We start from the raw sequence: 25,973 nt of genomic DNA, 5'->3' as shown, positions 1-25,973 counted from the left end.
CCGGATCCCCGCATGACCTCCTCCGTCCCCGCGCCCGCACCCCTCAGCGCGCCCGACGCCCCCGGCGACCTCGCCGGCCCTGCCCGCCGCAGCCGGTTCGGCCTGCTCCCGCGCATCCTGCTCGCGATCGTCCTGGGCGTGCTCCTGGGCCTCGTGATGCCCGAGGCGATCGCCCGCGTCTTCACGACCTTCAACGGGATCTTCTCGAGCTTCCTGGGCTTCCTCATCCCGCTGATCATCGTGGGGCTCGTGACCCCGGCGATCGCGGAGCTCGGCCGCGGCGCCGGGAAGATGCTCGCCGCGACCACGGGCATCGCCTACCTCTCCACGATCCTCGCGGGCGGCTTCGCCCTCACCGTCGCGCTGCTCGTGCTACCGCGCATGCTCGACGGGGTCAGCGTCGGCTCCCTCGACAACCCCGAGGACTCCGCGATCGCCCCGTACTTCGAGATCGGGATCCCCCCGGTCCTCGACGTCATGACCGCGCTCGTGCTGAGCTTCTGCCTCGGCATCGGGCTGACGGTCGTGCGGCCCGGCGCGCTGCAGGAGTCCTTCGTGCAGCTGCGGGACATCGTCGTGAAGACCATCGAGGCGGCGCTCATCCCGCTGCTGCCGATCTACATCTTCGGCATGTTCCTGGGGCTGACCATGAACGGCCAGATCTGGATCGTCATCGGCACCTTCCTCGCGGTCATCGTGCTCGTGTTCACGATGACGATCCTCGTGCTGCTCGCGCAGTACGGCGTCGCGGGCCTCGCGACCGGCCAGAACCCGCTGCGCATGCTCGCCCGGATGGCGCCCGCCTACGCGACCGCGCTCGGCACGAGCTCCTCCGCGGCGACGATCCCCGTCACCCTCGAGTGCACGAAGCGCAACGGCGTGCCCGCGGCGATCGCGGACTTCGTCGTGCCGCTGTGCGCGACGATCCACCTCGCCGGCTCCACCCTGAAGATCACCACCTTCTCGGTGGCGATCATGATCATCACCGGCATGGACCTGAACCTGCCGGTGCTCATCGGGTTCGTGTTCATGCTGGGCGTCGTCATGATCGCGGCGCCGGGCGTGCCCGGAGGGGCGATCATGGCGGCCGCCGGGATCCTCTCCTCGATGCTGGGCTTCGGGGAGGCCGCGGTGGGGCTCATGATCGCGAGCTACATCGCGATCGACTCCTTCGGCACCGCGACGAACGTGACCGGCGACGGCGCGATCGCCGCGGTCATGGGGCGCCTGTCCCGGGGCCGCGTCTCGGGAGACCTCTCGGCCGACGAGGCCCCGCACGTCCAAGGCGTCTGAGCGCAGCGGCGGCGGCCCGGACGGCGAGATCGCCGGGCCTCCGTGACCGGATCGTGACCCGGCGTCCCGGGCGGTGACCCGGGGCCGACGCCACCCCGCCCCGCCGCGCACGCTCGGCCCATGCCGAGCACTCCGAGCGCCTCCGCGGGCACCGCCCCGTCGGGGACGGCGACGCACTGCCCCTACTGCGCGCTCCAGTGCGCGCAGACGCTCACCCCCGTCGCCGGGGGCGGAGCCGACGGCGCCCCCGTGCTCACCGTCGAGGGCCGTGACTTCCCCACGAATCAGGGCGGACTGTGCCGCAAGGGATGGACCTCCGCGGAGGTCCTCACCGCCCCCGACCGGCTCACCGCCCCGCAGCTGCGCGGCGCGGACGGCGTGCTGCGCGAGGTGAGCTGGGACGCGGCCCTCGACCACGTCGAGGCCCGTCTGCGCGAGCAGCGGGAGCGCCGCGGGGCGGACGCCGTCGCCGTGTTCGGCGGCGGCGGGCTCACCAACGAGAAGGCCTACGCGCTGGGCAAGTTCACGCGGGTCGTCCTCGGCTCACGGCTCATCGACTACAACGGCCGCTTCTGCATGTCCGCCGCGGCGACCGCCTCCAACCGCTCCCTGGGTCTGGACCGCGGGCTGCCCTTCCCGCTCCCGGACCTCGCCGGCGCGGACTGCGTGCTGCTGCTCGGATCGAACCTCGCCGCGACCATGCCGCCCTTCGTCCAGCACCTCGAGGGCGTGCGCTCCCGCGGCGGCCTCGTCGTCACGGACCCGCGCGGATCGGCGACCGCGGCGCTGACCGCGGAGGGCGCCGGCGTGCACCTCGCCCCAGTTCCCGGCACGGACCTCGTGGTGCTGCTGGCCCTCCTCCACGTGGTGCTCGCGGAGGACCTCGTGGACCACGAGTACCTCGCCGCGCGCACCACGGGCCTCGAGGCGCTGCGGGCGAGCGCCGCCGCCTGGTGGCCCGAGCGCGCGGAGGCGGTGTGCGGCGTCCCCGCTCGGCGGCTGCGGCAGGTCGCGCGGATGCTCGCCGACGCATCCCCGTCCCGCGGCGGCCGCGGCGCCTACGTGCTCACGGGCCGCGGGGTCGAGCAGTCCACCCAGGGCACCGCGACCGTCACCGCCGCGATCGACCTCGCCCTGCTGCTGGGCCTCGTGGGCCGTCGCGGCTCCGGCTACGGGCCGCTCACCGGCCAGGGCAACGGGCAGGGCGGCCGCGAGCACGGGCTCAAGGCGGATCAGCTGCCCGGCTACCGGAAGATCACCGACCCGGAGGACCGTGCGCACGTCGCCGCCGTCTGGGGCGTGGACCCGGAGTCCCTGCCCGGCCCGGGCGTCCCCGCCGTCGAGCTGCTCGGCATGCTCGGCAGGCCGGTCGGCCCCTCCGCGCTGATCGTGTGCGGGGCGAACCCCGTCGTCTCCGCGCCGGACGTCTCCCGGGTGCGGGAACGGCTCGCCGCGCTCGACCTGCTCGTCGTCATGGACACCGTCCCGTCCGAGACGGCGCTGCTGGCCGACGTCCTCCTCCCCGTCACCCAGTGGGCGGAGGAGGAGGGCACGATGACGAACCTCGAGGGCCGCGTGATCCGCCGCCGCCGGGCGCGGGAGGCCCCGGGCGGGGCGCGCAGCGAGCTGTGGATCCTCCGCGAGCTCGCCGCGCGGCTCGGCGTGCCGACCGGCTTCCCGGCCGAGGCCTCCGCCGTGTTCGACGAGCTCGCCCGGGCCTCCGCGGGCGGCCGCGCCGACTACTCCGGCCTGAGCCATGAGCGGCTGGACCGCGAGGGGTCGATGCACTGGCCCGTCCCCGGCCCGGACCATCCGGGGACGCCGCACGCGCTGCTCGACGGCTTCCCGACGGCCGACGGCCGTGCTCGCCTGCTCCCGGTGACCCACGAGGACCCGGCCGATCCGCTCCGGGCCGATGCCCCGCTGCACCTGGTCACGGGGCGCCTGCTCGAGCAGTACCAGTCCGGGGCGCAGACCCGCCGGGTGCCCTCCCTGCTCGCCGCGCGGCCCGCGGCCTTCGCCCAGATGCACCCCCTGCTCGCGGACCTCCTCGGCATCGAGGACGGCGAGGAGGTGCTGCTGCGCACCCGCAGCGGCGAGCTGCGGGTGCCGGCGGAGGTCACCGAGGAGATCCGGCCGGACACCGTCTTCATGCCCTTCCACTACCCCGGGGAGGGGAGCGCGAACCTGCTCACGGGCAGCGCGACCGATCCGCTCTCCGGCATGCCCGGCTTCAAGGTGACGGCGCTCGAGGTGCTCCCCGCGCCCCGGCCCGTCCCCGTCCCCGATGTGGTCACCGTCCAGCAGAGGAGCATCGTATGAGGATCGTCGTGATCGGCCACGGCATGGTCGGATCCCGGGTCGCCGCGGATCTCGCGGCGGCGGACCCGGGTGCGCGCCTGACGGTGCTCGGCCAGGAGGACCACGACCCCTACAACCGGGTCCAGCTCTCCTCGGTGGTCGCCGGGAAGGCGGATCCTGCCGCGCTCGCCCTCGAGCAGGTGGGGCCGGAGCGGGCGCGCGTGCTGCGCGGCGTGCGGGCCGTGCGCATCGACCGGGCCTCGCACCTGGTCCACGACGAGCTCGGGGAGGCGCATCCCTACGACCGTCTGGTGCTCGCGACGGGCTCGGCGGCGCGGATCCCCGACGTCCCCGGGCTGCGCGCGCCCGGGGGCGCCGCGGAGGAGTCGCCGCTCGTGGACGGCGTGAGCCCGCTGAAGGACCTCGACGACGCGGAGCGGATCCTCCGACGCTGCGACGGCGGCGGCGAGGTCGTCGTCCTCGGCGCGGGCGTGCTCGGCATCGAGGTCGCCACGGGACTCGCCGGCCGCGGTGCGCGGGTGACCCTCGTCCATCACCGCGAGCGGCTCATGGAGCGGCAGCTGGACCGCGACGCCTCGGAGATCGTGCACGGCGCGCTCGAGACGCTCGGCATCACGGTGGTCACCTCGGCGAGCGCGACGGGCGTCGACGCGCCGGAGGGTCGTCTCGAGACGGTGCACCTCTCCGACGGCTCGGCGCGGCCCGCGGACCTCCTCGTGCTGTGCACGGGCACGGTGCCGCAGACGGCGCTCGCCGAGGCGGCGGGCCTCGAGTGCGGGGCGGGGGTCCTGGTGGGGGAGGACCTCGCGTGCCCGGGGGACCCGGACGTCTTCGCGATCGGCGACTGCGCCCAGCCGCCCGAGGGGGCGAGCGGGCTCGTCGCCCAGGGCTGGGAGCAGGCGCGCCGGCTCGTCGAGTCCTGGAGGCCGCGGGAGGAGGAGTCGCGGGCGCCCGGGCCGCCGCGCGGGACGGGCGGGGACCTGGTGCGGGTCAAGGCGGTGGGCCTCGCACTCGTGACCATGGGCCGCATCGAGCGGCCGGGGCCCGGTCTGCACGCCCCGCGGTCCGTGCGGCTCGCCGATCCCTCGGGCGGCCGCTTCACCGAGGTGGTCGTGCACGAGGGGCGCCTCGTCGCGGCGACGATCGTGGGCGACGAGGACGCCGCGGCGGAGCTCAGCGCCGCGTTCACCCTGCGGACGCCGGTCCCGCGGGACCCGGTGCACCTGCTCGCCCGGCCTCTCGCCGCACGGGCCGCGGCCCCGGCGGCCTCCGCGGCGGACATGGCGGAGGACGACGTCCTGTGCCAGTGCAACGGCGTCACCAAGGGGACCGTGTGCGCGGCGGTCGCGGGGGGCTGCGGGAGCACGGCGGAGGTCTCGCGGGCCACGCGCGCGGGCACCGGCTGCGGCACCTGCCGCTCCCGGATCCAGGAGCTGCTGGACGCCTCCCGCGATCGGGAGCCCGCTCCCGTGTGAGCGGAGCCCCTCTTGCCCTCGCGGGAGGGCGACTCCTACCCTTGACGTATGAACGTCTCGTCAGATGATCAGGTGACGGTGGTCGACCCCGGCTCCGCCGTCGGCCCCGATCCTGAGGTCGTCGACGCCGTGGACTCCGACGCCGTGGACCCTGACGCCGTCGGGCACGCCCGCGCGCACCTGCCGGCGCCCGCCGCGGTCGCGGACGTCGCGGACGTCCTCTCCCTCCTCGGCGAGCCGCACCGGCTCACGCTCCTGCTCGCCCTGCGCGGCGGGGAGCTGTGCGTCCACGACCTCGCCCTCACGGCCGGCCAGTCCGAGTCCGCGACCTCGCACGCCCTGAAGCTGCTGCGCGCCCACCGCATCGTGACCCCACGCCGCGAGGGGCGCCGCATGTACTACCGGCTCGAGGACCCGCACGTCCTCGAGCTGCTTGACCTCGCCCTCACCCACACGGCGCACTCGCCGCTGCGCCATCCCGAGCGCGGGGAGGGAGCCTGATGGGACACAGCCATTCCCACGGCGGAGGTGCGGAGGCGCTGAGCGCCGGCGGCCGCCACCGCTCCCGCCTCGCGATCGCCCTGGTGCTGATCGGCGGCTTCTTCGTCGTCGAGCTCGTCACCGCCCTGCTCACCGGATCGCTCTCGCTGCTCTCCGACGCCGGTCACATGGCCGCGGACGTCCTCACCCTCGCCGCCGCGCTCGGCGCCGCGACCGTCGCCGGCCGCGGGGACCGCAGCGGGCGCCGCAGCTTCGGCCTCTACCGGATCGAGGTCTTCGCCTCCCTCTTCGCCGTGCTCGTCATGCTCGCCGTCGCCGCCTGGGTGCTCATCGAGGCGATCGGGCGGCTCGGGACCGCACCGGAGATCGGCACCACCGGCATGCTCGTCGTCGGCGTGCTGGGACTCGCCGTGAACCTCGTGGTCATGCGGATCCTCTCCGGCGGCGCGCGCGAGAGCCTCGCCGTCAAGGGCGCCTACCTCGAGGTCCTCGCGGACACCGTCGGCTCGATCGGCGTCGTCGTCGCCGGTGTGCTCGTCGCGCTCACCGGCAGCGCCCTCGCGGACACCGTCGTCGCCCTCGCGATCGGCGCCTTCGTCGCCGTGCGCGCCGTGATGCTGGGCCGCGAGGTGCTCGGCGTGCTCGCCCAGGAGACGCCACGCCACCTCGACCCCGCGGCGGTGCAGGCGGATCTCGCCGCCCTGGACGGCGTCACCGAGGTGCACGACCTGCACCTGTGGACCCTCACCTCCGGCATGGACGTCGCGACCGCCCACCTCCGGGTCGAGGAGCGGGCGGACGCCCACGGCGTGCTCGACGCCGCCCAGGAGCTGCTCCGCACCCGCCACGGTCTCGAGCACTGCACGCTCCAGATCGAGCCGGAGGCCCACCGCACCGACGAGGAGTCCGCGTGGTGACCCGTCCGCCCGCCGCCCGGTCCGCTGTCCCGCCCGCACGTCCCCGCGCCGCCGGGACGCCGGCGCCGCGCACCGACCCTGCGACGTAGGCTCGGCGCCATGACCTCCGCCGCTGCCGCAGACCGCCCCGCCCCGTCCTCCGCGCCCCTGACCGCCGTCGTCACCGGTGCCTCCTCCGGCATCGGCCGCGCGACCGCCGCCCGCCTCGTCGCCGACGGCTGGCGCGTGCTCGCGATCGCCCGCCGCGAGGAGCGCCTCGCCGCGCTCGCCGAGGAGACCGGCTGCGAGGTGCTCGCCGTGGACGTCACCTCCGACGACTCCGTCGCCGCCCTCGCCGCCCGCGTCGAGGAGCTCTTCGGCGGCACGCTCAACGCCGTCGTCCACGTCGCCGGCGGCGCCCTCGGCGTCGAGCCCGCCGCGGAGGCGGACCTCGAGAAGTGGCAGGGCATGTACGAGACCAACGTGCTCGGCGCCGTGCGCGTGACCCGCGCCCTGCTGCCCGCCGTGCGCCGCAGCGGCCGCGGCGACCTCCTCTTCCTCACCTCCGTCGCCGGGCACGAGGCCTATCCCGGCGGCTCCGGCTACAACGCCGCGAAGGCCGGGGAGCACATGCTCGCCGCCGCCCTCCGGCTCGAGCTGAACGGGGAGCCGATCCGCGTCATCGAGATCGCCCCCGGCATGGTCCGCACCGAGGAGTTCTCCCTCGTGCGGCTCGGTGACCAGGGGAAGGCCGACGCCGTCTACGACGGGGTCGAGAACCCGCTCACCGCCGAGGACTGCGCGGACGTCCTCTCCTACGCGCTGAACGCCCCGCACCACGTGAACCTCGACCTCGTGACCGTGCGTCCCCTCGCCCAGGCGGCCGCCCACCGCGTGGCCCGGCACCAGGGGCTGTGACGGTCCACCCCGGCATGGGCGGGCCCGGCACGGGCGGCGGCGGAGGCGGTCGCGGGGGCCCCGAGCTGCGCCTCGCCCCCGGGCAGAAGGCGGACGTCCGACGGGTGCTCTCCCTGTTCCGGCCCTACCGTCGGACCCTGCTCGCGGTGCTCGCGCTCATCGCCCTCGGCGCCGCCGCCGGCGTGGTCTCCCCGTTCCTCGTGCGGGAGATCGTCGACGTCGCCCTGCCCGATCGCCGCGAGGACCTCCTGCTGTACGCCGTCGGCGGGCTGATCGCCGTCACGATCGTCTCGAGCGCCCTCGGCGTCACCCAGGCGATGCTCTCCACCCGCGTCGGGCAGTCCGTCATGCACGACCTGCGCGTCGCCGTCTACGGTCACCTGCAGCGGATGGGCCTCGGCTTCTTCACCCGCACCCGCACCGGCGAGATCCAGTCCCGGATCTTCTCCGACATCGGCTCCATGCAGGCCGTCGTCACGAACGTCATGACCCAGATCGTCTCGAGCGGCGCCGGGATCCTCATGGCGGTCGTCGCGATGCTCGCCCTGGACTGGCGGCTCACGCTCTTCTCGCTCATCGCGCTGCCCTTCGCCGTATGGATGAACCGCCGCGTGGGATCGCGCCGCCGCGTGATCGTCAAGCAGCGTCAGGAGAAGGCCGCGGACCTCTCCGCCGGGATCCAGGAGTCCCTCTCCGTCTCCGGCATCCTGCTGGGGCTCACGATGGGCCGCACCCGCGCGCTCGTGGACGCCTTCACCGCGGACTCCCGCGGCCTCGGGGACCTCGAGGTGCGCTCCGAGATGGCGGGTCGCTGGCACATGGCCGTCTTCACGACCCTCATGGCCCTGTTCCCGGCGCTCACCTATCTCCTCGGTGGGCACCTGCTGCTCGCCGGCGGCGGCGTCACGATCGGCACCCTCGTCGCCTTCATCGCCCTCCAGTCGAGCCTGTTCCCCCAGGTGAACGGGATGCTCCGGGTCGCGGCGCAGGTGAACTCCTCGCTCGCCCTGTTCACCCGGGTCTTCGAGTACCTCGACGCGCCGCTCACGGTGGTCGACGCACCCGGCGCGGTCGCCCTGGACCCCGCACGGGTGCGCGGCGAGATCCGCCTCGAGCACGTCGACTTCACCTACCCCGGAGCGGATTCCCCGTCCCTGCACGACATCGACCTCACGATCCCCGCGGGCCGGCACACGGCGCTCGTGGGCACGACCGGCTCCGGGAAGACCTCCACCGGCTACCTGCTCGCCCGGCTCTACGACCCGAGCGGCGGGCGGATCACCCTGGACGGCCACGACCTGCGGGAGCTGACCCGCGAGTCGCTCGCCGCGAGCCTCGGCGTCGTCACCCAGGAGACCTACCTGCTGCACGCGAGCATCGCGGAGAACCTGCGCTTCGCCCGCCCCGGCGCGAGCGACGCCGAGCTCGTCGCCGCGTGCGAGATCGCCCAGATCCACGAGCACATCTCCTCCCTCCCCGACGGCTACGCGACCGTGGTGGGGGAGCGCGGCTATCGCTTCTCCGGCGGCGAGAAGCAGCGCCTCGCCCTGGCCCGAACGATCCTGCGGGACCCGCCCGTGCTGCTCCTGGACGAGGCGACCTCCGCGCTGGACACCGCGACCGAGCGCGCCATGTCCGGGGCGCTCGACGCCGTCTCCCGCGGCCGCACCGTCATCTCGATCGCCCACCGGCTCTCCACGATCCGCGACGCGGACCAGATCGTCGTCCTCTCCCACGGCCGGGTCGTCGAGCGCGGCACCTACGCGGAGCTGCTCGCCGCGGGCGGCGCCTTCGCGGAGCTCGCCGCGCGGGACACGGACCCCGCGGAGCGCTGAGGAGGCGGGGCGCGCCTCGTCGGACGTACGACGAAAGGATGACGGCGTCTCCTCCGGCGAGGGGATGTCCGGGGCGGCGGGGACGAGGAGGATCGGGTCATGTCGCCCGTCCTCGAGCCTCCCGGCCCGAGGAACCCTGCCGTCGACGAGGACACCATGACCACGCTCACGCACCACGAGGACCCGGACCTCCGCGAGGGGGCGACCCTCACCCGCGGCGGCCGCCGCGCCATGGGCCGTCCGCTGCTCTTCGCCGTCCTGCTCAGCGTCGCCTCGCTCGTCGTGCTGGGGCTGCTCGTCGCCGGGCCGGCGCTGCCGCTCGCGGCCGCGATGCCCGTCGCCGCGGGCGCCGCGGTGCTCGTGGTCCTCGCCTGGGCGCTCGCCGGCCCCCGCCTCTGACCTCCCCGCCGCCGTCGGCCACGTCCCGGGGCGTGCAGGGCCGCCACTACGCTCCCAGTATGGAACCGGAGATCCCGCTCGCGGGCGGGAACGCCAGCGCGGGCGTCATGCGGGTGGGGGACACCGTGCGCAAGCCCTGGACCCGGCACTCGCCGGGGGTGCTCGCGCTCATGGGCACGCTGCGGGACCGCGGCGTGGACCTGCCGGCGCCGCTCGGGCAGGACGAGCAGGGCCGCATGGTGACCGAGTACGTGCCCGGCGCCCTCGCGATGGACTCCCCGCCGCTGAGCCGCCCGCAGCTCGCCGAGGTCGGGGCCATGGTGCGCCTCATCCATGACGCCTGCGCCGGGCTGAGCGCCCAGGAGCTGGGCCTCGGGCCGGCCCTCATCCCCGTCGCCGACGCGGACCTCGTCTGCCACGGGGACCTCACCCCCTGGAACCTCGTGCTCGGGCCGCGGTGGGTCTTCATCGACTGGGACGGCGCCGGCCTGAGCACCCGCGCCTGGGACCTCGCCTACTCCGCGCAGGCCTTCACGCTCAACGACGTCACCGCCGATCCGCACCGCGCCGCCGAGGACCTCCGCGCCTTCGTGCTCGGCGTCGACGGGGCCGACGGGACGGCAGGACGGGGACACGAGGCCGACGCGGCCGACGGGACCACCGGGCGGGGCTACGGTGCCGATGCCGCGCTGCGGGCCGAGCTCGCGGCCCTGCTGCCGCGCCGGGCGCAGGCGATGCACGACCACCTCGAGCGCGCCCACCGCAGCGGCTGGGAGCCGTGGGGCTCGATGTACCTCGAGGGCCACGGCGCGCACTGGGCGGGAGTGGCCGCGCACCTCGAGCGGCACGCGGAGATCTGGCGCGACGCGCTCTGCTCCTGAGCCGGGTCCGCGTCGCCACCGGAGCCCAGGGGCCATCGGCACCCCAGAGGCGATGGGCACCTCAGGGAGCATGGCGGGCCGATCATGCTTCCTGACGTGCCAATACTGGGCCGTGGGCCGTGGGCCGTGGGCCGTGGGCCGTGGGCCGTGGGCCGTGAGCACCGACGGGGCCCGGCTCAGCGGCGGCGGCCGCCCCGGTCCAGGCGGCGCGCCGCGATCGCCTCGCGGGTCCGGTCGAGCGCCCTGCCCGCCTCCTCGTGGTGCCGCTGCGCGACCGTCACGAAGATGATGTCCACGAGGGTCAGCTGCGCGAGGCGGGAGGCCGTCGCGCCGGAGCGGAAGGGCGACTCCTGGGCCGCGGTGAGCAGAGCATGGTCCGCGAGGGAGACGAGCGGGGAGCCGGCGGTGTTGCTCAGCGCGACCGTCCGCGCCCCCGCCTCCTGCGCGATCCGCAGCGCGTCGACGACGTCGATCGTGTCGCCGCCGTGGGAGATGCCCACGGCGACGTCCCCCTCGCCGAGCAGCGAGGCGGCGGGCAGGCCCTCGTGGGCGTCGCTGTAGGCGGCCGCCCACAGGCCGATCCGGGAGAGCTTCTGTTGGAGGTCCGTGGCGGCGAAGGCGGAGGCGCCCACCCCGAAGGTCGCGACCCGGCGAGCGGAGGAGAGCAGCGCCGTGATCGCGGCGAGCTCGCCGGTGTCGACGCGCTCGCAGGTCTCGGTCACGGCGCGGGAGTCCGCGAAGGCGATCTTGGCGATCACCTGGTCCAGGGAGTCGGTGGGATCGATGTCGCGGTGGAGTTCCGCGGATCCCCCGTTCGAGGCGTCGCGGCCGGAGGCGTAGGCGAGGTCCGCGCGCAGGGCGAAGCGCAGCTCCCGGTAGCCGGAGAAGCCGAGGTCCCGGGCGAGGCGCACGACGGAGGCGGGGGAGGAGTCCGCGGCCTCGGCGAGACGGTCGATGGACAGCTCCGCGGCGGCCGCGGGATCGGCGAGCATGACGTCGGCGATGCGGCGCAGCGCCCCCTGCATCCCGGGGGCGATCGCGCGCAGCGTCGTGAGCACCTGCTCGTGCCCGGCGGCGGTCATCGGCGCGCCTCCGTCAGCAGCGCGACCGCGGCGCGGATCCCGGCCGGGTCGCCCGCCCGCGAGGGATCGGGGGGCCGGGCGGCGGCGGCGTCCCGGGCGGCGGGGACCTCGGCCCCCGCGAGCAGGGCGACGAGCGCCACCCGGATCGAGCCCTCCGCCTCCTCGAGCACCTCGGCGGCGTGCTCGGGCGCCGCGCCGCTCGCCTGCACGAGCATGCGGACGCTGCGGGCGCGCAGCTTCTGATTGCTCGCCCGCATGTCGATCATGAGGTTCGAGTAGGTCTTCCCCAGCCGGACCATCGTCGCGGTGGAGAGGGCGTTCAGCAGCAGCTTCTGCGCGGTCCCGGCCTTCATACGGGTGGAGCCGGTGACGACCTCGGGGCCGACGTCGGCGAGCAGGGCGTGATCGGCGAGATCGGCGAGCGGGGCCTGAGGATTCGCGGCGATCAGGGCGGTGACCAGTCCCTTCTCCCGGGCGGCGGTCAGCGCGCCGCCCACGTAGGGCGTGCGGCCGGAGGCGGCGAGCCCGATCACGACGTCGCGGGGGCCGCACTGCTCGCGCACGAGCGCGGCGCCGTCCTCGGCGGAGTCCTCGGCGCCCTCGCCGGCGACGACCATCGCGCGCGGACCGCCCGCGAGGTGCGCGGTGAAGTGGTCGGGGCCCACGTTGAACGTGGGCGGGAGCTCGGCGGCGTCGAGCACGGCCAGACGCCCCGAGGTGCCCGCGCCCACGTAGTGCACGGTGCCGCCGGCGGCGATCGCGGCCACGCAGTCCTCGACGAGCGCGGCGAGCGGCGCGGAGAGCGACTGCACGGCGGTGATCACGGCGGCGTCCGCCTCGAGGATCCTCGCGGTGAGCTCGGCGGCCGGCAGCGTGTCGAGGTCCTCGGTCGCCGGATTGCGCTCCTCGGTGGGGGAGGCGAGGTCCAGCAGCGACTGCCATGAGCTCATCGCCGGTCTCCTTCCGTCGCACGCACCGGGACGGGGCGCCGCTGCGTGGTCGTGCCGCACATCATCGCGTGCCGGCCGTCCGGGGCGCGTGCTGTCCACGGGATGGTGCGTGTGCCTCCGGGTGGGGAGGCACGACGGTCGCCGGCGCGGCTCCCCGGGGCGGACGATCCTTCATGATGGTCACCTCCGGGACGGGGTGCGGCGCGCACGCGTGGCCGGCGACGGGACCGCCACCGTGCGGAAAGAACTTTCGGATGAAAGACTTCGCAGGAAAATAGCATGCGGGATCGGGGATCTCCAGGAGACACCCCGGCCATGGACGAGGAGGCGCGATGGGCGGCGGGACGAGCCGGGGGAGCACGCTGCTGCTCGGGGCGGACGTCGGCGGGACCCACGCCCGCCTGCGGCTCCACCTCCTCGACCCCCGCAGCGGGGAGGCGGGGGAGGAGCTCCTGCGCCGCGAGGGGCCCGGCGCGAACCCCGGCTCCGCGGCCCCCGGGGCGCTCGAGGCGCTGCTGGACCTCGTCGCCGCCGCGCTCGTCGAGGGCGCCGCCCTCCTCGCCGGGGCGGATCCCGAGGGCGCCGCCCCGAGCGGCCCCGGTCCATCGTGGGCCGAGGGTGCAGGACCTGCGGTGCGCGCGGTGGTCGTGCTCGGCATCGCCGGGGCCGGGCCGGCCCGGCACGGGTGGGTCGAGCGCGCCGTGCGGGAGGGACTCGGGCAGCGGCTCGCCGCCCGTTCCTCGGCGCCGTGTGATCAGGACCTGCTGGACCCGGCTGACGTGCACGTCGTGGACGACATGGTCACGGCCTTCGCCGCGGGCGGGACCGGCGGGGACGGCCTGCTCCTGCTCGCCGGCACGGGCGCCGCGGCGGTGCGCTTCGCGGGCCACCGCCCGGTGGAGCGGTCCGACGGGATGGGCTGGCTGCTCGGCGACGCGGGCTCCGCGGTGTGGATCGGCCGGGAGGTGCTGCGTGCGGCGGCCGCGGACCTCGACCGGCGCGGCCCCTCCACGGCGCTCACGACGGCGGTGCTCGGGGAGCTCGGTCTCCCTGCGCCGAGGGAGCCGGGGGCGGGTGACGTGCGCCAGGCGATGATCGCGGCCGTCGACCCGCTCGCCCCGGCCGCCTGGGGGCGCTTCGCACCGCGCGCGAGCGAGGCGGCGGCCGCCGGTGACGCCGTCGCGGCGAGGATCCTCGATGGGGCCGCGGAGGCGCTGCTCGGCACGCTCGACGCGGTGCGGGACACCGGAGCAGGGGTCGGAGGGACCGTCGTCATGACGGGATCCGTGCTCGAGCGCAGCGGGACGGTCCGCGCGGGCGTCCGGGCCGGGCTCGAGATGCGGGGGCTCAGGACGGCGCGGGGCGCTGAGCCCGTCCACGGGGCGCTCCGGCTCGCGGCCGAGCACGCCGCCCGATCGGCGGGCCCGGCCCGCTGATCGCGCTCCCCGCCGGATGACCGGCGGGGTTCAGCGAAGGATCAGACGTCGATCTCGATCTCGCCCACGCCACGAGAGACGCACGTGGTCATCTGGGTGTCGTGCTCGTCGTCCATGAGGAACTCGTCGAGGTGCTCGACCTCGCCGGAGACCAGCGGCACGACGCAGGTGCCGCACACGCCGCCCTCGCAGGAGTAGTCCATCGAGATGCCGGCGTCGAGGAGCGCCTGGAGCAGGGATTGGCCCTCGGCGACCTCGACAGTGACCCCCGACTTCAGGCACTTGGCGGTGAAGGGCTCTCCGAACAGCGACATCCTCGCTCCTTGATGGTCGATCCGGGCCCCGGCCGATGCCGGGCGCCGTCGCACCAGCATCCCACGCACGGCCCCTGCGTCGCAGGTGAGGATCACCTCACCCGCGGCGCCGCGCAGCGGCGGATCAGGCCTCGAGCTCCTGCTCGCGCTGCGTCACGGCGGCCTCGGGCGCGGCATCGACCCAGTCGGCCGCGCGCACGGGATGGGGGGCCTCCGCCGAGGCGGAGGGCGGCGAGGAGGCGAGCGTGCTCGGCTCGAGGGCCAGGGCGGCCGGCCCGAAGGTCATCACGAGCAGCGCGGCGGCGCCCAGCGAGGCGGCGCCGGCGCCGAGGGCGGCGCGGGCGAGGGTCGACATCGACCGTCCCGTCGGCTGCACGACCTCGGCGAGCGGCGCCTCGACGGCGGCGGCCACGGGCTGCGCGTGCGCACCGCCGGAGTGCGCACCCGCCGCGCGGGCGAGCGCGTGGGAGCTCGCAGGCATGTGGGCGGGAGAGGGGCGGAGCGGGGGGTCGGGCTCGCGCGGACTGCTCATCGGGACCTCCGGTGATCGGGGCGACGAGGCGGCTGCCCCGTCGACGTGGTCCATCCGACCGTCGCGACCTGTGGGGGCTCTGTGCGAGGAGGGCCGGTTCCCTGAGAGCGTGCCGCACCGGCCAGGGGTGCGGGTGTGACGGTTGCCACAGGGCGGGCTCCGCCCTACGGTGGGCGGGCATGACCTCCTCCTTCCCTCGTCGCACGGGCCTCATGGCCGCCGCCTTCGCCGCAGGGCTCGCCGCGCCCGTCCCCGCCCTCGCGATGGGCGACCCCTCGCCGCCCAAGCCGAGCCCGCGGGCCGCCGCTGCGGCCGCCGTGCCCGCCTGGGACCGCGGGCGTCGCCCCGCCGGCCGTCACCCGTGGGACCGACGACCGGGGCACCCCCTGCATCCCTCCTCGCCGCGCGCCGCCGGCCTCGACGAGGCGTGGATCGAGAAGGTCCCGGGGATCCTGCGGGCCGCGATCGCGCAGGACCCGCCGCGCTTCGCTGGGGCGAGCGTGCTGGTCGCCGTCGGCGGCGGCATCGTCCTCGAGCACGCGGAGGGCGACGCCCTGCGCTGGGCGGACGCCACCACGCAGCTCCCGGAGACCGAGCGGATCCCCGCCCGCACGGACACGATCTTCGACCTCGCCTCCCTCTCGAAGCTCTTCACGGCGACGGCCGTGCTCCAGCTCGTCGAGCAGGGCCGCGTCTCCCTCGAGGACCCGGTGGCCCGGCACGTGCCCCGCTTCGGCGAGAACGGCGAGCAGCAGATCCTCGTGCGCCACCTCCTCACCCACACCGGCGGGCTGCCCGCCTTCCTGCCGCTGTACAGCGACTGGCCGGACGAGGCCTCGCGCTGGGACGCGGCGCTCACGGCGACCCCGGCCGCAGCCCCGGAGGAGGGGTACCTCTACAGCGACCTGGGCCTCATCGCGCTCGGCCGGATGGTCGAGGAGCTCAGCGGGCAGCGCCTGGACGCGTACGTGCACGACCACATCACCGCGCCGCTCGGCATGACGGACACGATGTACACCCCGGACGCCTCCCTGCGCCCCCGCATCGCCGCGACCGAGTACCAGGAGTTCTACGGCGAGCTCGTGCACGGCCGCGTCCACGACGAGAACGCCTACGCCCTGGGCGGCGTCGCGGGCCACGCGGGCGTCTTCTCCACCGCGAAGGACGTCGCGGTCTTCGCGAGCATGCTGCTGGGCGGCGGAAAGCACCGCGGCGCCCGCGTGCTCGAGCGGGCCACCGTCCAGGACATGTTCACCGACCGCATCGCGGGGATCACCGGGGAGGGCGGGGCACGGCGCGGCCTCGGCCCGGAGCTCGCCGCCTGGTCCTACCACGCAGGGCTCACGAGCCCCTTCAGCGGTGCCCACACCGGCTTCACCGGAACCTCGCTCGTGATCGACCCGCTCACCGACACCGTCATCGTGCTCCTCACCAACGCCGTGCACCCCACCCGCGAGTGGTCCAGCACCAACGCCGTGCGCCGCGAGGTCTCGACCGCCGTCGCCCGTGCCCACGGCCTGCTGTCCGCGGAGGCCGGATGGCTCGCCGGCCAGGAGGACGCCCGCACCGCGACGCTCACCGTCGCCGCCGACCTCCCGGCGGCGGCGGAGCCCGCGCGGCTCGAGCTCGAGCTCTTCGCCCACCTCGAGACCGCCTACGACACCCTGCGCATCGAGGCCAGCGCCGACGGCGGCGCCACCTGGGCGCCCCTCGCCGGTGCGCTCGAGCGCCGCGACCGCGACCGGGGCCGGCCCGTGGAGGACCTCGTCGAGGAGCGGATCGAGCTCCCGGACGGCGTCGTCACCGGCTGGGGCGGCCGCCTCACCTGGCGCGGCGGATTCGACCTCGTCGACGCCGGCGGCGCCGCGCTCGCCGGGGAGGTGCAGGTGCGCGCCGCCGTCACGACCGACAAGGCCGTCCGCGGTCTCGGCGCGCTCGTCGGCCGGATCGCGATCACGCGGGGAGGGGAGACGCTGCTGGACACCGACCGCGAGGCGGATGCCGCCGCCGTCAGCGCGGACGGCTGGGAGCGGGTCGGGCGGAGCTGACGCCTGTGCGCGCGCTGTGGGGACCGCCAGCGGTCGCTGTGACCTGCTGGGTCGCCGGTGTCCCGGGCGCGATCGCCGATTAGTCTCTGAGCAGCATCCCGCCAGGAGGTCCCCCGTGCCCGACAACGCCCTCGCCGCCCTCGCCGCGCTTCCGCGCCTCGAGCACCCCGACGGCAGCCCCGTCCGCGTGCTCGTCGTCGAGGACGAGCCCACCATCGCCGATCTCCTGCGCTTCCCGCTGCAGATGACCGGCTGGGACGTGCACCTCTCGGGGGACGGCCTCGACGCCGTGCGCCAGGCCCGTGAGCTGCGGCCGGACGTCCTCGTCCTGGACCGCATGCTCCCCGGGATCGACGGGGTCGAGGTGCTGCGCCGCGTGCGCGCCCTGCACCCGGACATCCCGGCCCTCATGCTCACCGCGATGGACGCTCCCACGGACCGCATCGAGGGCCTCGCCGCCGGGGCGGACGACTACGTCACCAAGCCCTTCACGATCGAGGAGGTGCTGCTGCGCCTGCACCGCCTCGTGCAGCGCTCCGGCGTCGTCGCCCAGGGGGCGGAGGAGCTCGTCGTCGGCGACCTCGTCATGAACGTCGACACCCACGAGGTGACCCGCGGCGGGGAGGTCGTCCCGCTGACCGCGACCCAGTACCAGCTGCTGCAGTACCTCATGGAGAACCCGCAGCGCGTGCTCTCCAAGGCGCAGATCCTCGAGGCGGTGTGGAACTACGACTTCGGCGGGCAGGCGAACATCGTCGAGCTGTACATCTCCTATCTGCGCAAGCGGATCGACGCGGGCCGGGAGCCGATGATCCACACGGTGCGCGGCGCCGGGTACGTCCTCAAGCCCGCCGGATGAGGCGCCGCCCGCTGACCCTGCGAGCGCGGCTCCTCGCCCTGCTCGCCGCGACGGTCGCCGTGGTGTGCCTCGCGATCGGGGTGATCGCCCACGTCTCCGTGCGCGGCCAGCTCTACGACGAGCTCGACGGCCAGCTCGAGCGCGCCGCCTCCCGGGCGCTGGTCCGCGAGGGCGTGGTCACGACGCCGCAGGACGGACCGGACCCCTCCGGTCTGCCCTCCGCGCCGACGGGCGGGGACCCCGGCAGCGGCGAGTACGAGCTGACCGTCGCGCTGGAGGACGGCGAGGTCACCTCCGCCACCTGGCGCGACCAGTCCGGGGACCTGAAGGACCTGGGCGCGGAGGACCTCGCCACGCTGCGCACGGCCCTCGCGGACCTCGACCCCACCCCGATCGGCTCGACCGGGCACGACGGACGCACCACCGTGTCCCTGAGCATCGGGACCTACCGGGTGCTGCTGACCGACGGCGGTTCCGGGGCCGGAGGCTCCGACGACGGCGGCGCCGGCACGGGAGGATCCGGTGCCGGCGCGGACGCCACCGCGATCGCGACCGGCCTGCCCGTGGACCCCGTCCGCGAGACCCTGCTGCGCCTGGACCTCACCCTCCTGGTCGCCACCCTCGCCGCGCTCGCCGCCGCGGGGATCGGCGGCTCCGCCCTCGTGCGCCGCACGCTGCGCCCGCTCGACGGCGTGGCCCGGCTCGCGGGGGACGTCGCCCGCACCCCGCTGGACCGCGGCAGCGTGACCCTCACCGAGCGGGTCCCCGAGCGCTACGCCGTGCCCGGCACCGAGGTGGGGGAGGTGGGCCGCGCCCTGAACCACCTGCTGGACAACGTCGAGGGGGCGATCGACACCCGCCACCGCAGCGAGGAGCGCATGCGCCGCTTCGTCGCGGACGCCTCCCACGAGCTGCGCACCCCGCTCACCGCGATCCGCGGCTACACGCAGATGCTGCGGCTCACGGAGGACCTCACCGAGCAGGGCGGGCGCTCCGTGGACCGTCTCGACGCGCAGTCCGCGCGCATGACCTCGCTCGTCGAGGACCTCCTGCTGCTCGCCCGGCTCGAGGAGGACGCCCCGCGCCAGCACGAGGAGGTCGACCTCGGCGAGATCGCGCTCGAGAGCGTCATGGACGCCCGTGCGACGGCCCGCGAGCACCGCGTCGACGTCCACGTGCCCGACGCCCCCGTCACCGTCCGGGGTGACGCCCGCCAGCTCACGCAGGTGATCGTCAACCTGCTCTCCAACGCCCGCAAGCACACCCCTGCCGGCACCCACGTCTCCGTGCGGCTCCGGGTCGCGGGGGAGCGGGCGGTGCTCGAGGTCGAGGACGACGGCCCGGGCATCGACCCCGAGATCCTGCCGGACGTCTTCTCACGTTTCACCCGCGCCGATCGCGCCCGCTCCGGGAGCGAGAACACGACGGGCCTGGGCCTGTCGATCGTCCGCGCGATCGCCGAGGCGCACGGGGGCACGGTCGAGGTCGCCTCCCGGCCCGGCCGCACCGTGTTCACCCTGTCTCTTCCGCTCGGCGCGGGATGACCGTGCGCGGCGCCGCGCGTACACTGTCGCGCATCGGCACCGACCCGGCCATCACCGGAGAGCCGCGGGAAGAACAGCGCACCGGCCCCGTGCCGCGCGCCCAGTAGAACCCGCCGGGACCAGCCCGTCACAGCTGAGGAACAAGGGGGCGCCCCGCACCGGCACGGCCGGCGAGGGACGCCAACCGAGGTGGTACCGCGCCACCGGCCCCGCGCCGGGAGCGTCCTCGGGCAGCAGATGTCCCGCCGCCGTCCCCTGTGCTTCCTCGGAGGTCCCCCCATGGTCTACCCGGTCTCCGGCGACCCGCTCGTCCCCTCGCCGAACCTGCCCGCCCTGGAGAACGCGATCCAGGAGTTCTGGCGCACCGACGACACCTTCCGCGCCTCGATCGCGCGGCGCGAGGACGCCGAGGAGTTCGTCTTCTACGACGGCCCGCCCTTCGCCAACGGCCTCCCGCACTACGGGCACCTGCTCACGGGCTTCGTCAAGGACGTCATCCCGCGCTTCCGCACCATGGACGGCCTCAAGGTGGACCGCCGCTTCGGCTGGGACACCCACGGTCTCCCCGCCGAGCTCGAGGCCATGCGCGAGCTGGGCATGACGGAGAAGGCGGAGATCGAGGAGATGGGCGTCCAGGCGTTCAACAACGCGGCGCGCTCCTCCGTCCTGAAGTACACGAAGGAGTGGGAGGACTACGTCACCCGCCAGGCCCGCTGGGTCGACTTCGAGAACGACTACAAGACCCTCGACGTCTCCTTCATGGAGTCCGTGCTGTGGGCCTTCAAGACCCTCCACGACAAGGGCCGCGCCTACGAGGGCTACTACGTGCTGCCCTACTGCTGGAACGACCAGACGCCGCTCAGCTCCCACGAGCTGCGCATGGACGACGACGTCTACCAGGACCGCCAGGACCAGACCGTCACCGTCACCTTCCCCTTCACCGGTCAGAAGGCGGAGGAGCTCGGTCTCGCCGGCGTCAAGGCCCTCGCGTGGACGACGACCCCGTGGACCCTGCCCACGAACTTCTCCCTCGCCGTGGGCCCCGAGCTCGGCTACGCGGTGCTGCCCGCCGGTCCGCTCGGCGCGGCCGACGGCACCGCCGCGGGGGAGGGCCGCTTCCTGCTCGCCGCGGCGCTCGTCGGCGCGCACGCCAAGGAGCTCGGCTACGCCGACGCCGAGGAGGCCGTCGCCGCGATCGAGCCGCGCACCTATCGCGGCGCCGAGCTCGAGCACATGGCCTACGAGCCGCTGTGGACCGTCTACTCCGAGGACCGCGAGCAGTGGGGCACGCAGAACGCGTGGATCGTCACCGTCGCGGACTACGTCTCCACGGACGACGGCACCGGCGTGGTCCACCAGGCCACCGCCTACGGTGAGGTCGACCAGCAGGTCAACGCCGAGTACGGCATCCCCGTCATCGTCTCCGTGGACGACGGCGCCCAGTTCCTGGACTACTTCCGCGGCACGGCCCTCGACGAGATCGCCGGGCTGCAGGTGTTCGACGCGAACCGCCCGATCATCCGCATCCTGCAGCGGCAGGGGCGGCTGCTGCGCGAGCAGTCCTACGTGCACTCCTACCCGCACTGCTGGCGCTGCCGGAAGCCGCTGATCTACAAGGCCGTCAGCTCCTGGTACGTGAAGGTCGCCGATCAGCGCGAGCGCATGCTCGAGCTGAACGAGCAGATCGACTGGGTGCCCGGCAACGTCAAGCACGGCCAGTTCGGCAAGTGGCTCGAGGGTGCCCGCGACTGGGCGATCTCCCGCAACCGGTACTTCGGCTCGCCGATCCCGGTGTGGAAGAGCGACGACCCGAACCACCCGCGCGTCGAGGTGTACGGCTCCCTCGCGGAGCTCGAGGAGGCCTTTGGGACCCTCCCGCGGGACGAGCACGGCGAGGTGAACCTCCACCGCCCCTACATCGACGAGCTCACCCGCCCGAACCCGGACGACCCGACGGGCCGCTCCACCATGCGCCGCATCCCCGAGGTGTTCGACGTCTGGTTCGACTCCGGGTCGATGCCCTTCGCGCAGGTGCACTACCCCTTCGAGAACACCGAGTGGTTCGAGTCCCACAACCCGGCGGACTTCATCGTCGAGTACATCGGGCAGACCCGCGGCTGGTTCTACATGATGCACGTGCTCTCCACGGCGCTGTTCGACCGCCCGGCGTTCACCTCGGTGATCTGCCACGGCATCGTGCTGGGCGAGGACGGGCAGAAGATGTCCAAGTCCCTGCGCAACTACCCCGACGTGCGCGAGATGTTCGAGACCTACGGGGCCGACGCGATGCGCTGGTTCCTCATGTCCTCGCCGATCCTGCGCGGCGGCAACCTCGTGGTCGACGAGCCGAAGATCCGTGAGGCCACCCGTCAGGTGGTGCTCCCGTTGTGGAACGTCTGGTACTTCCTGGCGCTCTACGCGAACGCGGCGGGGGAGAAGGACGCCGAGGGCCGGCCCACCGGGTACACCGGCCGGGAGCGGCACGAGTCGGACGACGTCATGGACCGCTACCTGCTCTCCCGCACCGGGGACCTCGTGCGGGTCGTGCGCACGTCCCTGCGGGAGCTCGCGATCGCGGACGCCGCCGAGCAGATCCAGGACCACCTGGACATGCTCACCAACTGGTACGTGCGCCGCTCGCGCGACCGGTTCTGGGAGGGCGACGAGCAGGCGATCGACGTGCTCTCCACGTGCCTGGAGACCCTGCTGCGGGTCGCCGCGCCCCTGCTGCCGATGGTCACCGAGGAGATCTGGAAGCAGCTCACGGGCGGCCGCTCCGTGCACCTCACGGACTGGCCGGACGACGCCCTCTTCCCGCGGGACGAGGCGCTCGTGGTGCAGATGGACGACGTCCGCGCGATCGCGAGCGCCGGCAACGCGGTGCGCAAGAAGGCGGGCCTGCGGGCCCGCCTCCCGCTCGCGGAGCTCACGGTGGTCCACCAGGATCCCGCGTCCCTCGAGGCGTTCACCGAGATCCTCGCCGACGAGCTCAACGTCAAGTCCGTGCGGCTGCTCGACGCCTCCGGCGACGAGGCCCGCGAGATGGGCGTGGAGCAGCGGCTGAGCGTCAACGCCCGTGCGGCGGGGCCGCGGCTCGGCAAGCAGGTGCAGGTCGTCATCAAGGGCGCGAAGAGCGGGGACTGGTCCCAGGCGGAGGACGGCACTGTCACCTCCGGCGGCATCGACCTGGTCGAGGGCGAGTACACCCTGGACCTCGTCGCGGGCTCCGGCTCCGCGACGCAGGGCCGGGCGATCGGCGTGCTCCGCGGCGGCGACTTCCTCGTGCTCGACACCGAGGTCACGCCGGAGCTCGAGGCGGAGGGCATCGCGCGCGACGTGGTCCGTGCGATCCAGCAGGCGCGCCGCGAGGCGGGGCTCGACGTCTCCGACCGCATCGCCCTCACGGTCGCCGGGGACGAGGCGGTCGTCGCCGCGGTCTCCGCGCACCGCGACCTGGTGGCCGGCGAGGTGCTCGCGACGCAGCTCGAGGTGCCCGCCGATCCTGCCGCGGGCGCCCATGCCGCGACCGAGAAGGTCGCGGGCGGCACGGTGACCGTGTCGGTGGCGCTCCTGTCCTGAGCGACGGTCCCCGGGGACCCCGCGCCGCACCCCGTCAGGGGCTGCGCGCGGGGCCCTCCCGTTCCGGGGGCTCTCCGCTCGGCGTCCTCCCGGCCGTCGCGGGCCGCCGGGCGGAGACCTCGTGCGCGGCGGACCCGCCGGGCAGCGCGGTCGTCCACATCCTCGGGCAGGCCGCGCGCAGTAGGCCGGGGGATGCGATGCTCGGACCAGGACCTGACGAGGAGGCGATGATGGTGGCACGACGCGGACTCCTGGGCGGCGCCGCCACGGCGGCGGCGCTGCTGCTGAGCGGATGCGGCCTGGGGAAGGTCTCGCTCGAGAAGGCGCTGAACCGCGCCGCCGAGGACGTCGACGGCGTGACCTCCGCCGGCCTCGAGGTCGGCTTCGAGGCCGAGTTCCGCCGGTACGTGCGCGGGAGCGTCGAGACCTCCGCCGCGTCCGCGGAGGAGGCGCTGGAGACCTTCGGCGCGGTGATGGCGGCGATCGTCGCCGCGGCCTACGAGCACAGCGGTCGCGAGGAGCAGCGCGACCGGCAGGCGGGGGCGATCACCCTGCTCGACGCGTCGGGCGCCGAGTACGACATGTGGGACCTGCGCCCGGAGCTCGAGGCCGAGCGCGGGCGGCTCGACGGGGTGCTCCTGTCCGACTTCGAGGGCTGAGCGCCCGCGTCCACCTGCGCACCGACCGTGCCCCCGGCGCCGTGCACGGCTCCGGGCACGCGCCCCGTGCCGCCCGCCGTCGTCACGGCTCCCCGCGCCCCACGGTCACGACCTGGGAGGAGAGCACCTCCGTCCCCTCGCCGAGGTACGTGCCGGTGAGGTCCCGCTGCAGCGCGGAGAGTGTGGGATCGCCCGCGGTCGCCCGGCCCACGCTGCCGGCGTAGCCCTGATCGGGGTCGTGACCGGGCCCGACGGTGTCGTGGTTCCGCTCGAGCACCGGCACCGGGTTCCAGCTCGTGCCCGGGTACGGGTCCAGCGTCACCTCGTGACGGTTCGGTGCGGTGAGGTGGCCGCCGTCGACCTGCAGCCCGCCGAGGTCCGTCTCCGCGATGAGGTCGCCGCCGAACCCGCCCGCGCCGAGCGAGGCCTCATGTCCCACGTTCACGCTCTGCGTGCCGGCCTGGGCGGGGACGACGGTCTGGATCGGGGAGCCGACGGAGAAGGTGTGCGTGACGTCGTAGCTGCCGGGCGCCCCGCTCGCGCTGTTGAACGTGGGATCGGCGGCCAGATGGCTCGCGATGATCCCGCCCTGGGAGTGGCCGACGATCATGACCTCGGCGCCGTCCGGCACCTGCGCCGCGGTGAGCGCGGCACGCACGTCGTCCATCGCGGCCGGGTCCTGCCCCGCGACGAGACGCAGGTTCGATCCCCAGTCGCGGGAGTTGCCCTGGCCGCCGTAGGCGCCGGGGACCTCGGTGATCCCGGATCCCTCGGTGGGCGGGACCTGCACGAGGTAGACGCTCTCGCCGCCGTCGGCCGGCCGGATCCGCTGGATCCCGATCTGCCCGGCCTCGACGGCGGCCGCGCCGCCCGGTCGCAGGGCGTCGTTCGCGACGACGAGGTCCTGCAGGGTCCGCGGTCCCTGCGCGGGCAGCGGCTCGGTGCGGACGTCCGTGACGATGCCGCCGGGGCGGTCGTCGAGGAACGGGGTGTCCTGCCCGGTCGCCGCCTCGTAGAGCCCGACCCCGGCGGATCCCGCGGTGAGCAGGGAGGCGGCGCCCAGCTCGGCGAGGGTGGGCACGCGCTCGCCGGTCACCCAGTCCTCGAGGATGCCGCCCAGGTGGTCGGCGTCCCGCTGGAACTGCGCGATGCCCTCGGTGCGCATCCCGAGCGCGTCGAGCCCGCCTTCGAGCAGGTCGATGCCGGCATCCAGCCCGTGCCCCAGGGCGTCGGAGGCGGCGCCGGCGAGGTCCGCGAGGGGGCCGTCGCCTGCGCCCGGACCGTCCGCCCCGGGACCGGGCGCGCCCGGTGACCGGGGAGCGTCCCCGCCGGGCAGCCCGGCGTCGTCGCGGGAGGCGGCGTCCTGGGCGTCGGCCTCCGCGAGCGAGCGGAGCGAGCGCGCCGAGAGCTGCTCGCCGAGATCGCGCAGGCGCGTCGTGGCCACGTGCTCCCAGCGCTCGCGGAAGGCGTGGGCGTCCTCGCCCTCCCAGGCGACGGCGTGCACGGCGGCGTCGAGCCGGAGGCGGAGCTGCTCGACCTGGGCCGAGGAGTCCTGCAGGTGCCGGGCATGGTCGCGCACCTGCGCGGGGTCCATGCCGCAGAACGCGCTCATCGCCGATCGCCCGTGCTCGGGGCGGTCGTCGCGGCGGCGGCGAAGCGCACGCCCTCCTCGATGACGGCCAGCAGGCTGCCCGTCACGTCCCCGTCGTCCACGGGGAGGACCGGGCCGAGAGGAGCGTCGCTCGCGTCGGTGCGGTACAGGCCGCGCGCTCCGCGCACCCACAGCCGCGACCAGCTGACCGGTCCAGCGAGGGCGCGGTGGCGCGGGTCGTGCAGCGTGAGGGAGGCCGCGAGCCGAGGGCCCCGCGCGGTGAGCGCGTCCCGCAGCGGGGAGGGGAGGTCCCCGAGGGCGCCGAAGGCCGCCTCCGGGGACGCCCCACGGGCGAGGGACTCCCGGGCGCTCGCGACCTGCTCATCGGTCAGGCGCAGCGCCTCCGCCTCGCGTCCCACCTCCTGCCGGGGCACCGATGGGGCGATCCCCGCCCGGTCGAGCAGGGCGGTGATCCGCGCGGGGAGCGCCTCGAGCTCCGCATGCTCCAGGAGCGCGGTCCCCGCCCCGTGGGACTGCTCGAGCGTGACCCGCTGCGGGGCGAGCGAGGCGCGCAGCCGGTGCGTGCCCTCGCGATCCGTCACGGCGAGCACGAGCAGGGCCCGTGCGGTCAGCTGCGCGGTGATCAGCGCGAGCTCCTCGGGCGAGCCGGGGCCGGCGGTCGCCCCGCTCGGTGCCGTGCCCGGGGACGCCGGGGCATGCTCGCCGCGACGGTCCAGCAGGGCCCGGTACACGGGGTGGAGATCCTCCGGAGGGACGCCGCCGGCGACCGCCCGGGCGGCGGCCTCCTCGAGCGTGACCTGCAGCTGGCTCATCGTGCGCCTCCTCGCTCCCGACCCGG

General features: G+C 75.0%; 21 protein-coding genes. 15 read left to right on the top strand and 6 right to left on the bottom strand.

Going from position 1 to position 25,973, the window contains the following annotated elements:
• Positions 1–12 precede the first annotated feature (12 nt).
• From C1N80_RS13955 to C1N80_RS13915, 9 genes are all read left to right on the top strand, one after another.
• Complete coding sequence (locus C1N80_RS13955) at positions 13–1,293, top strand: dicarboxylate/amino acid:cation symporter (RefSeq protein ID WP_137771328.1); 1,281 nt, start codon at positions 13–15, stop codon at positions 1,291–1,293.
• Positions 1,294–1,413: 120 nt separating this feature from the next.
• Positions 1,414–3,615: a molybdopterin oxidoreductase family protein gene (locus C1N80_RS13950; protein WP_137771327.1), complete on the top strand. Its 2,202-nt coding sequence runs from the start codon at positions 1,414–1,416 to the stop codon at positions 3,613–3,615.
• A complete protein-coding gene (locus tag C1N80_RS13945; RefSeq protein ID WP_137771326.1) occupies positions 3,612–5,090 on the top strand; it encodes an FAD-dependent oxidoreductase in 1,479 nt (492 codons plus the stop codon). The genes C1N80_RS13950 and C1N80_RS13945 overlap by 4 nt, the downstream gene beginning before the upstream one ends.
• Before the next feature lie 48 nt (positions 5,091–5,138).
• Positions 5,139–5,591 (top strand): metalloregulator ArsR/SmtB family transcription factor, encoded by a 453-nt coding sequence (locus tag C1N80_RS13940; RefSeq protein ID WP_240811147.1) that lies wholly within the window; start codon positions 5,139–5,141, stop codon positions 5,589–5,591.
• Positions 5,591–6,508 (top strand): cation diffusion facilitator family transporter, encoded by a 918-nt coding sequence (locus C1N80_RS13935; protein WP_137771325.1) that lies wholly within the window; start codon positions 5,591–5,593, stop codon positions 6,506–6,508. Before C1N80_RS13940 ends, C1N80_RS13935 begins: the two co-directional genes overlap by 1 nt.
• Positions 6,509–6,607: 99 nt before the next feature.
• Entirely contained in the window at positions 6,608–7,405 is a 798-nt protein-coding gene (locus C1N80_RS13930; RefSeq protein ID WP_137771324.1) for an SDR family oxidoreductase, read from the top strand.
• 14 nt (positions 7,406–7,419) lie between these two features.
• Positions 7,420–9,240, top strand: a complete 1,821-nt coding sequence (locus tag C1N80_RS13925) for an ABC transporter ATP-binding protein (protein ID WP_137771774.1) — start codon at positions 7,420–7,422, stop codon at positions 9,238–9,240.
• 99 nt (positions 9,241–9,339) lie between these two features.
• Positions 9,340–9,639 carry a hypothetical protein gene (locus C1N80_RS13920; protein WP_240811146.1) on the top strand — a complete coding sequence of 100 codons (300 nt, stop codon included), beginning with the start codon at positions 9,340–9,342 and terminating at the stop codon, positions 9,637–9,639.
• A gap of 59 nt (positions 9,640–9,698) precedes the next feature.
• Positions 9,699–10,520 carry a phosphotransferase gene (locus tag C1N80_RS13915; RefSeq protein WP_137771323.1) on the top strand — a complete coding sequence of 274 codons (822 nt, stop codon included), beginning with the start codon at positions 9,699–9,701 and terminating at the stop codon, positions 10,518–10,520.
• 176 nt (positions 10,521–10,696) lie between these two features.
• On the opposite strand, the gene C1N80_RS13910 is transcribed toward C1N80_RS13915, so the two are convergent.
• On the bottom strand, positions 10,697–11,602 hold the full coding sequence (locus C1N80_RS13910; RefSeq protein WP_137771322.1) for a MurR/RpiR family transcriptional regulator: 906 nt from the start codon (positions 11,600–11,602) through the stop codon (positions 10,697–10,699).
• A complete protein-coding gene (locus C1N80_RS13905; protein WP_137771321.1) occupies positions 11,599–12,552 on the bottom strand; it encodes an N-acetylmuramic acid 6-phosphate etherase in 954 nt (317 codons plus the stop codon). Before C1N80_RS13905 ends, C1N80_RS13910 begins: the two co-directional genes overlap by 4 nt.
• A 332-nt stretch (positions 12,553–12,884) precedes the next feature.
• On the opposite strand from C1N80_RS13905, the gene C1N80_RS13900 reads away from it, so the two are divergent.
• Complete coding sequence (locus C1N80_RS13900; protein ID WP_137771320.1) at positions 12,885–13,988, top strand: BadF/BadG/BcrA/BcrD ATPase family protein; 1,104 nt, start codon at positions 12,885–12,887, stop codon at positions 13,986–13,988.
• A 41-nt stretch (positions 13,989–14,029) separates the two neighbouring features.
• On the opposite strand, the gene C1N80_RS13895 is transcribed toward C1N80_RS13900, so the two are convergent.
• Positions 14,030–14,302, bottom strand: coding sequence for a 2Fe-2S iron-sulfur cluster binding domain-containing protein (locus C1N80_RS13895; protein WP_137771319.1), 273 nt, complete (start codon positions 14,300–14,302; stop codon positions 14,030–14,032).
• A 124-nt stretch (positions 14,303–14,426) separates the two neighbouring features.
• Positions 14,427–14,834, bottom strand: coding sequence for a hypothetical protein (locus C1N80_RS13890; RefSeq protein WP_137771318.1), 408 nt, complete (start codon positions 14,832–14,834; stop codon positions 14,427–14,429).
• A gap of 179 nt (positions 14,835–15,013) precedes the next feature.
• Between C1N80_RS13890 and C1N80_RS13885 the strand changes: the two genes are divergently transcribed.
• From C1N80_RS13885 to C1N80_RS13865, 5 genes are all read left to right on the top strand, one after another.
• Positions 15,014–16,882 carry a serine hydrolase domain-containing protein gene (locus C1N80_RS13885; RefSeq protein WP_137771317.1) on the top strand — a complete coding sequence of 623 codons (1,869 nt, stop codon included), beginning with the start codon at positions 15,014–15,016 and terminating at the stop codon, positions 16,880–16,882.
• A gap of 115 nt (positions 16,883–16,997) precedes the next feature.
• Positions 16,998–17,741 carry a response regulator transcription factor gene (locus tag C1N80_RS13880; RefSeq protein ID WP_137771316.1) on the top strand — a complete coding sequence of 248 codons (744 nt, stop codon included), beginning with the start codon at positions 16,998–17,000 and terminating at the stop codon, positions 17,739–17,741.
• Complete coding sequence (locus tag C1N80_RS13875) at positions 17,738–19,285, top strand: cell wall metabolism sensor histidine kinase WalK (RefSeq protein WP_137771315.1); 1,548 nt, start codon at positions 17,738–17,740, stop codon at positions 19,283–19,285. The genes C1N80_RS13880 and C1N80_RS13875 overlap by 4 nt, the downstream gene beginning before the upstream one ends.
• Before the next feature lie 279 nt (positions 19,286–19,564).
• On the top strand, positions 19,565–22,864 hold the full coding sequence (gene ileS / locus C1N80_RS13870; protein ID WP_137771314.1) for an isoleucine--tRNA ligase: 3,300 nt from the start codon (positions 19,565–19,567) through the stop codon (positions 22,862–22,864).
• Positions 22,865–23,094: 230 nt separating this feature from the next.
• Positions 23,095–23,523, top strand: coding sequence for a hypothetical protein (locus C1N80_RS13865; protein ID WP_137771313.1), 429 nt, complete (start codon positions 23,095–23,097; stop codon positions 23,521–23,523).
• Between the two features lie 82 nt (positions 23,524–23,605).
• Here C1N80_RS13865 and C1N80_RS13860 read toward each other — a convergent pair whose 3' ends face one another.
• Positions 23,606–25,135: a WXG100 family type VII secretion target gene (locus C1N80_RS13860; RefSeq protein ID WP_137771312.1), complete on the bottom strand. Its 1,530-nt coding sequence runs from the start codon at positions 25,133–25,135 to the stop codon at positions 23,606–23,608.
• Positions 25,132–25,947: a hypothetical protein gene (locus tag C1N80_RS13855; RefSeq protein WP_137771311.1), complete on the bottom strand. Its 816-nt coding sequence runs from the start codon at positions 25,945–25,947 to the stop codon at positions 25,132–25,134. Before C1N80_RS13855 ends, C1N80_RS13860 begins: the two co-directional genes overlap by 4 nt.
• Between the last annotated feature and the right edge of the window lie 26 nt (positions 25,948–25,973).

The organism is Brachybacterium sp. SGAir0954 (genome assembly GCF_005490785.1).
GTDB lineage: Bacteria > Actinomycetota > Actinomycetes > Actinomycetales > Dermabacteraceae > Brachybacterium > Brachybacterium rhamnosum.
This window is presented reverse-complemented; position numbering and strand designations above follow the sequence as displayed.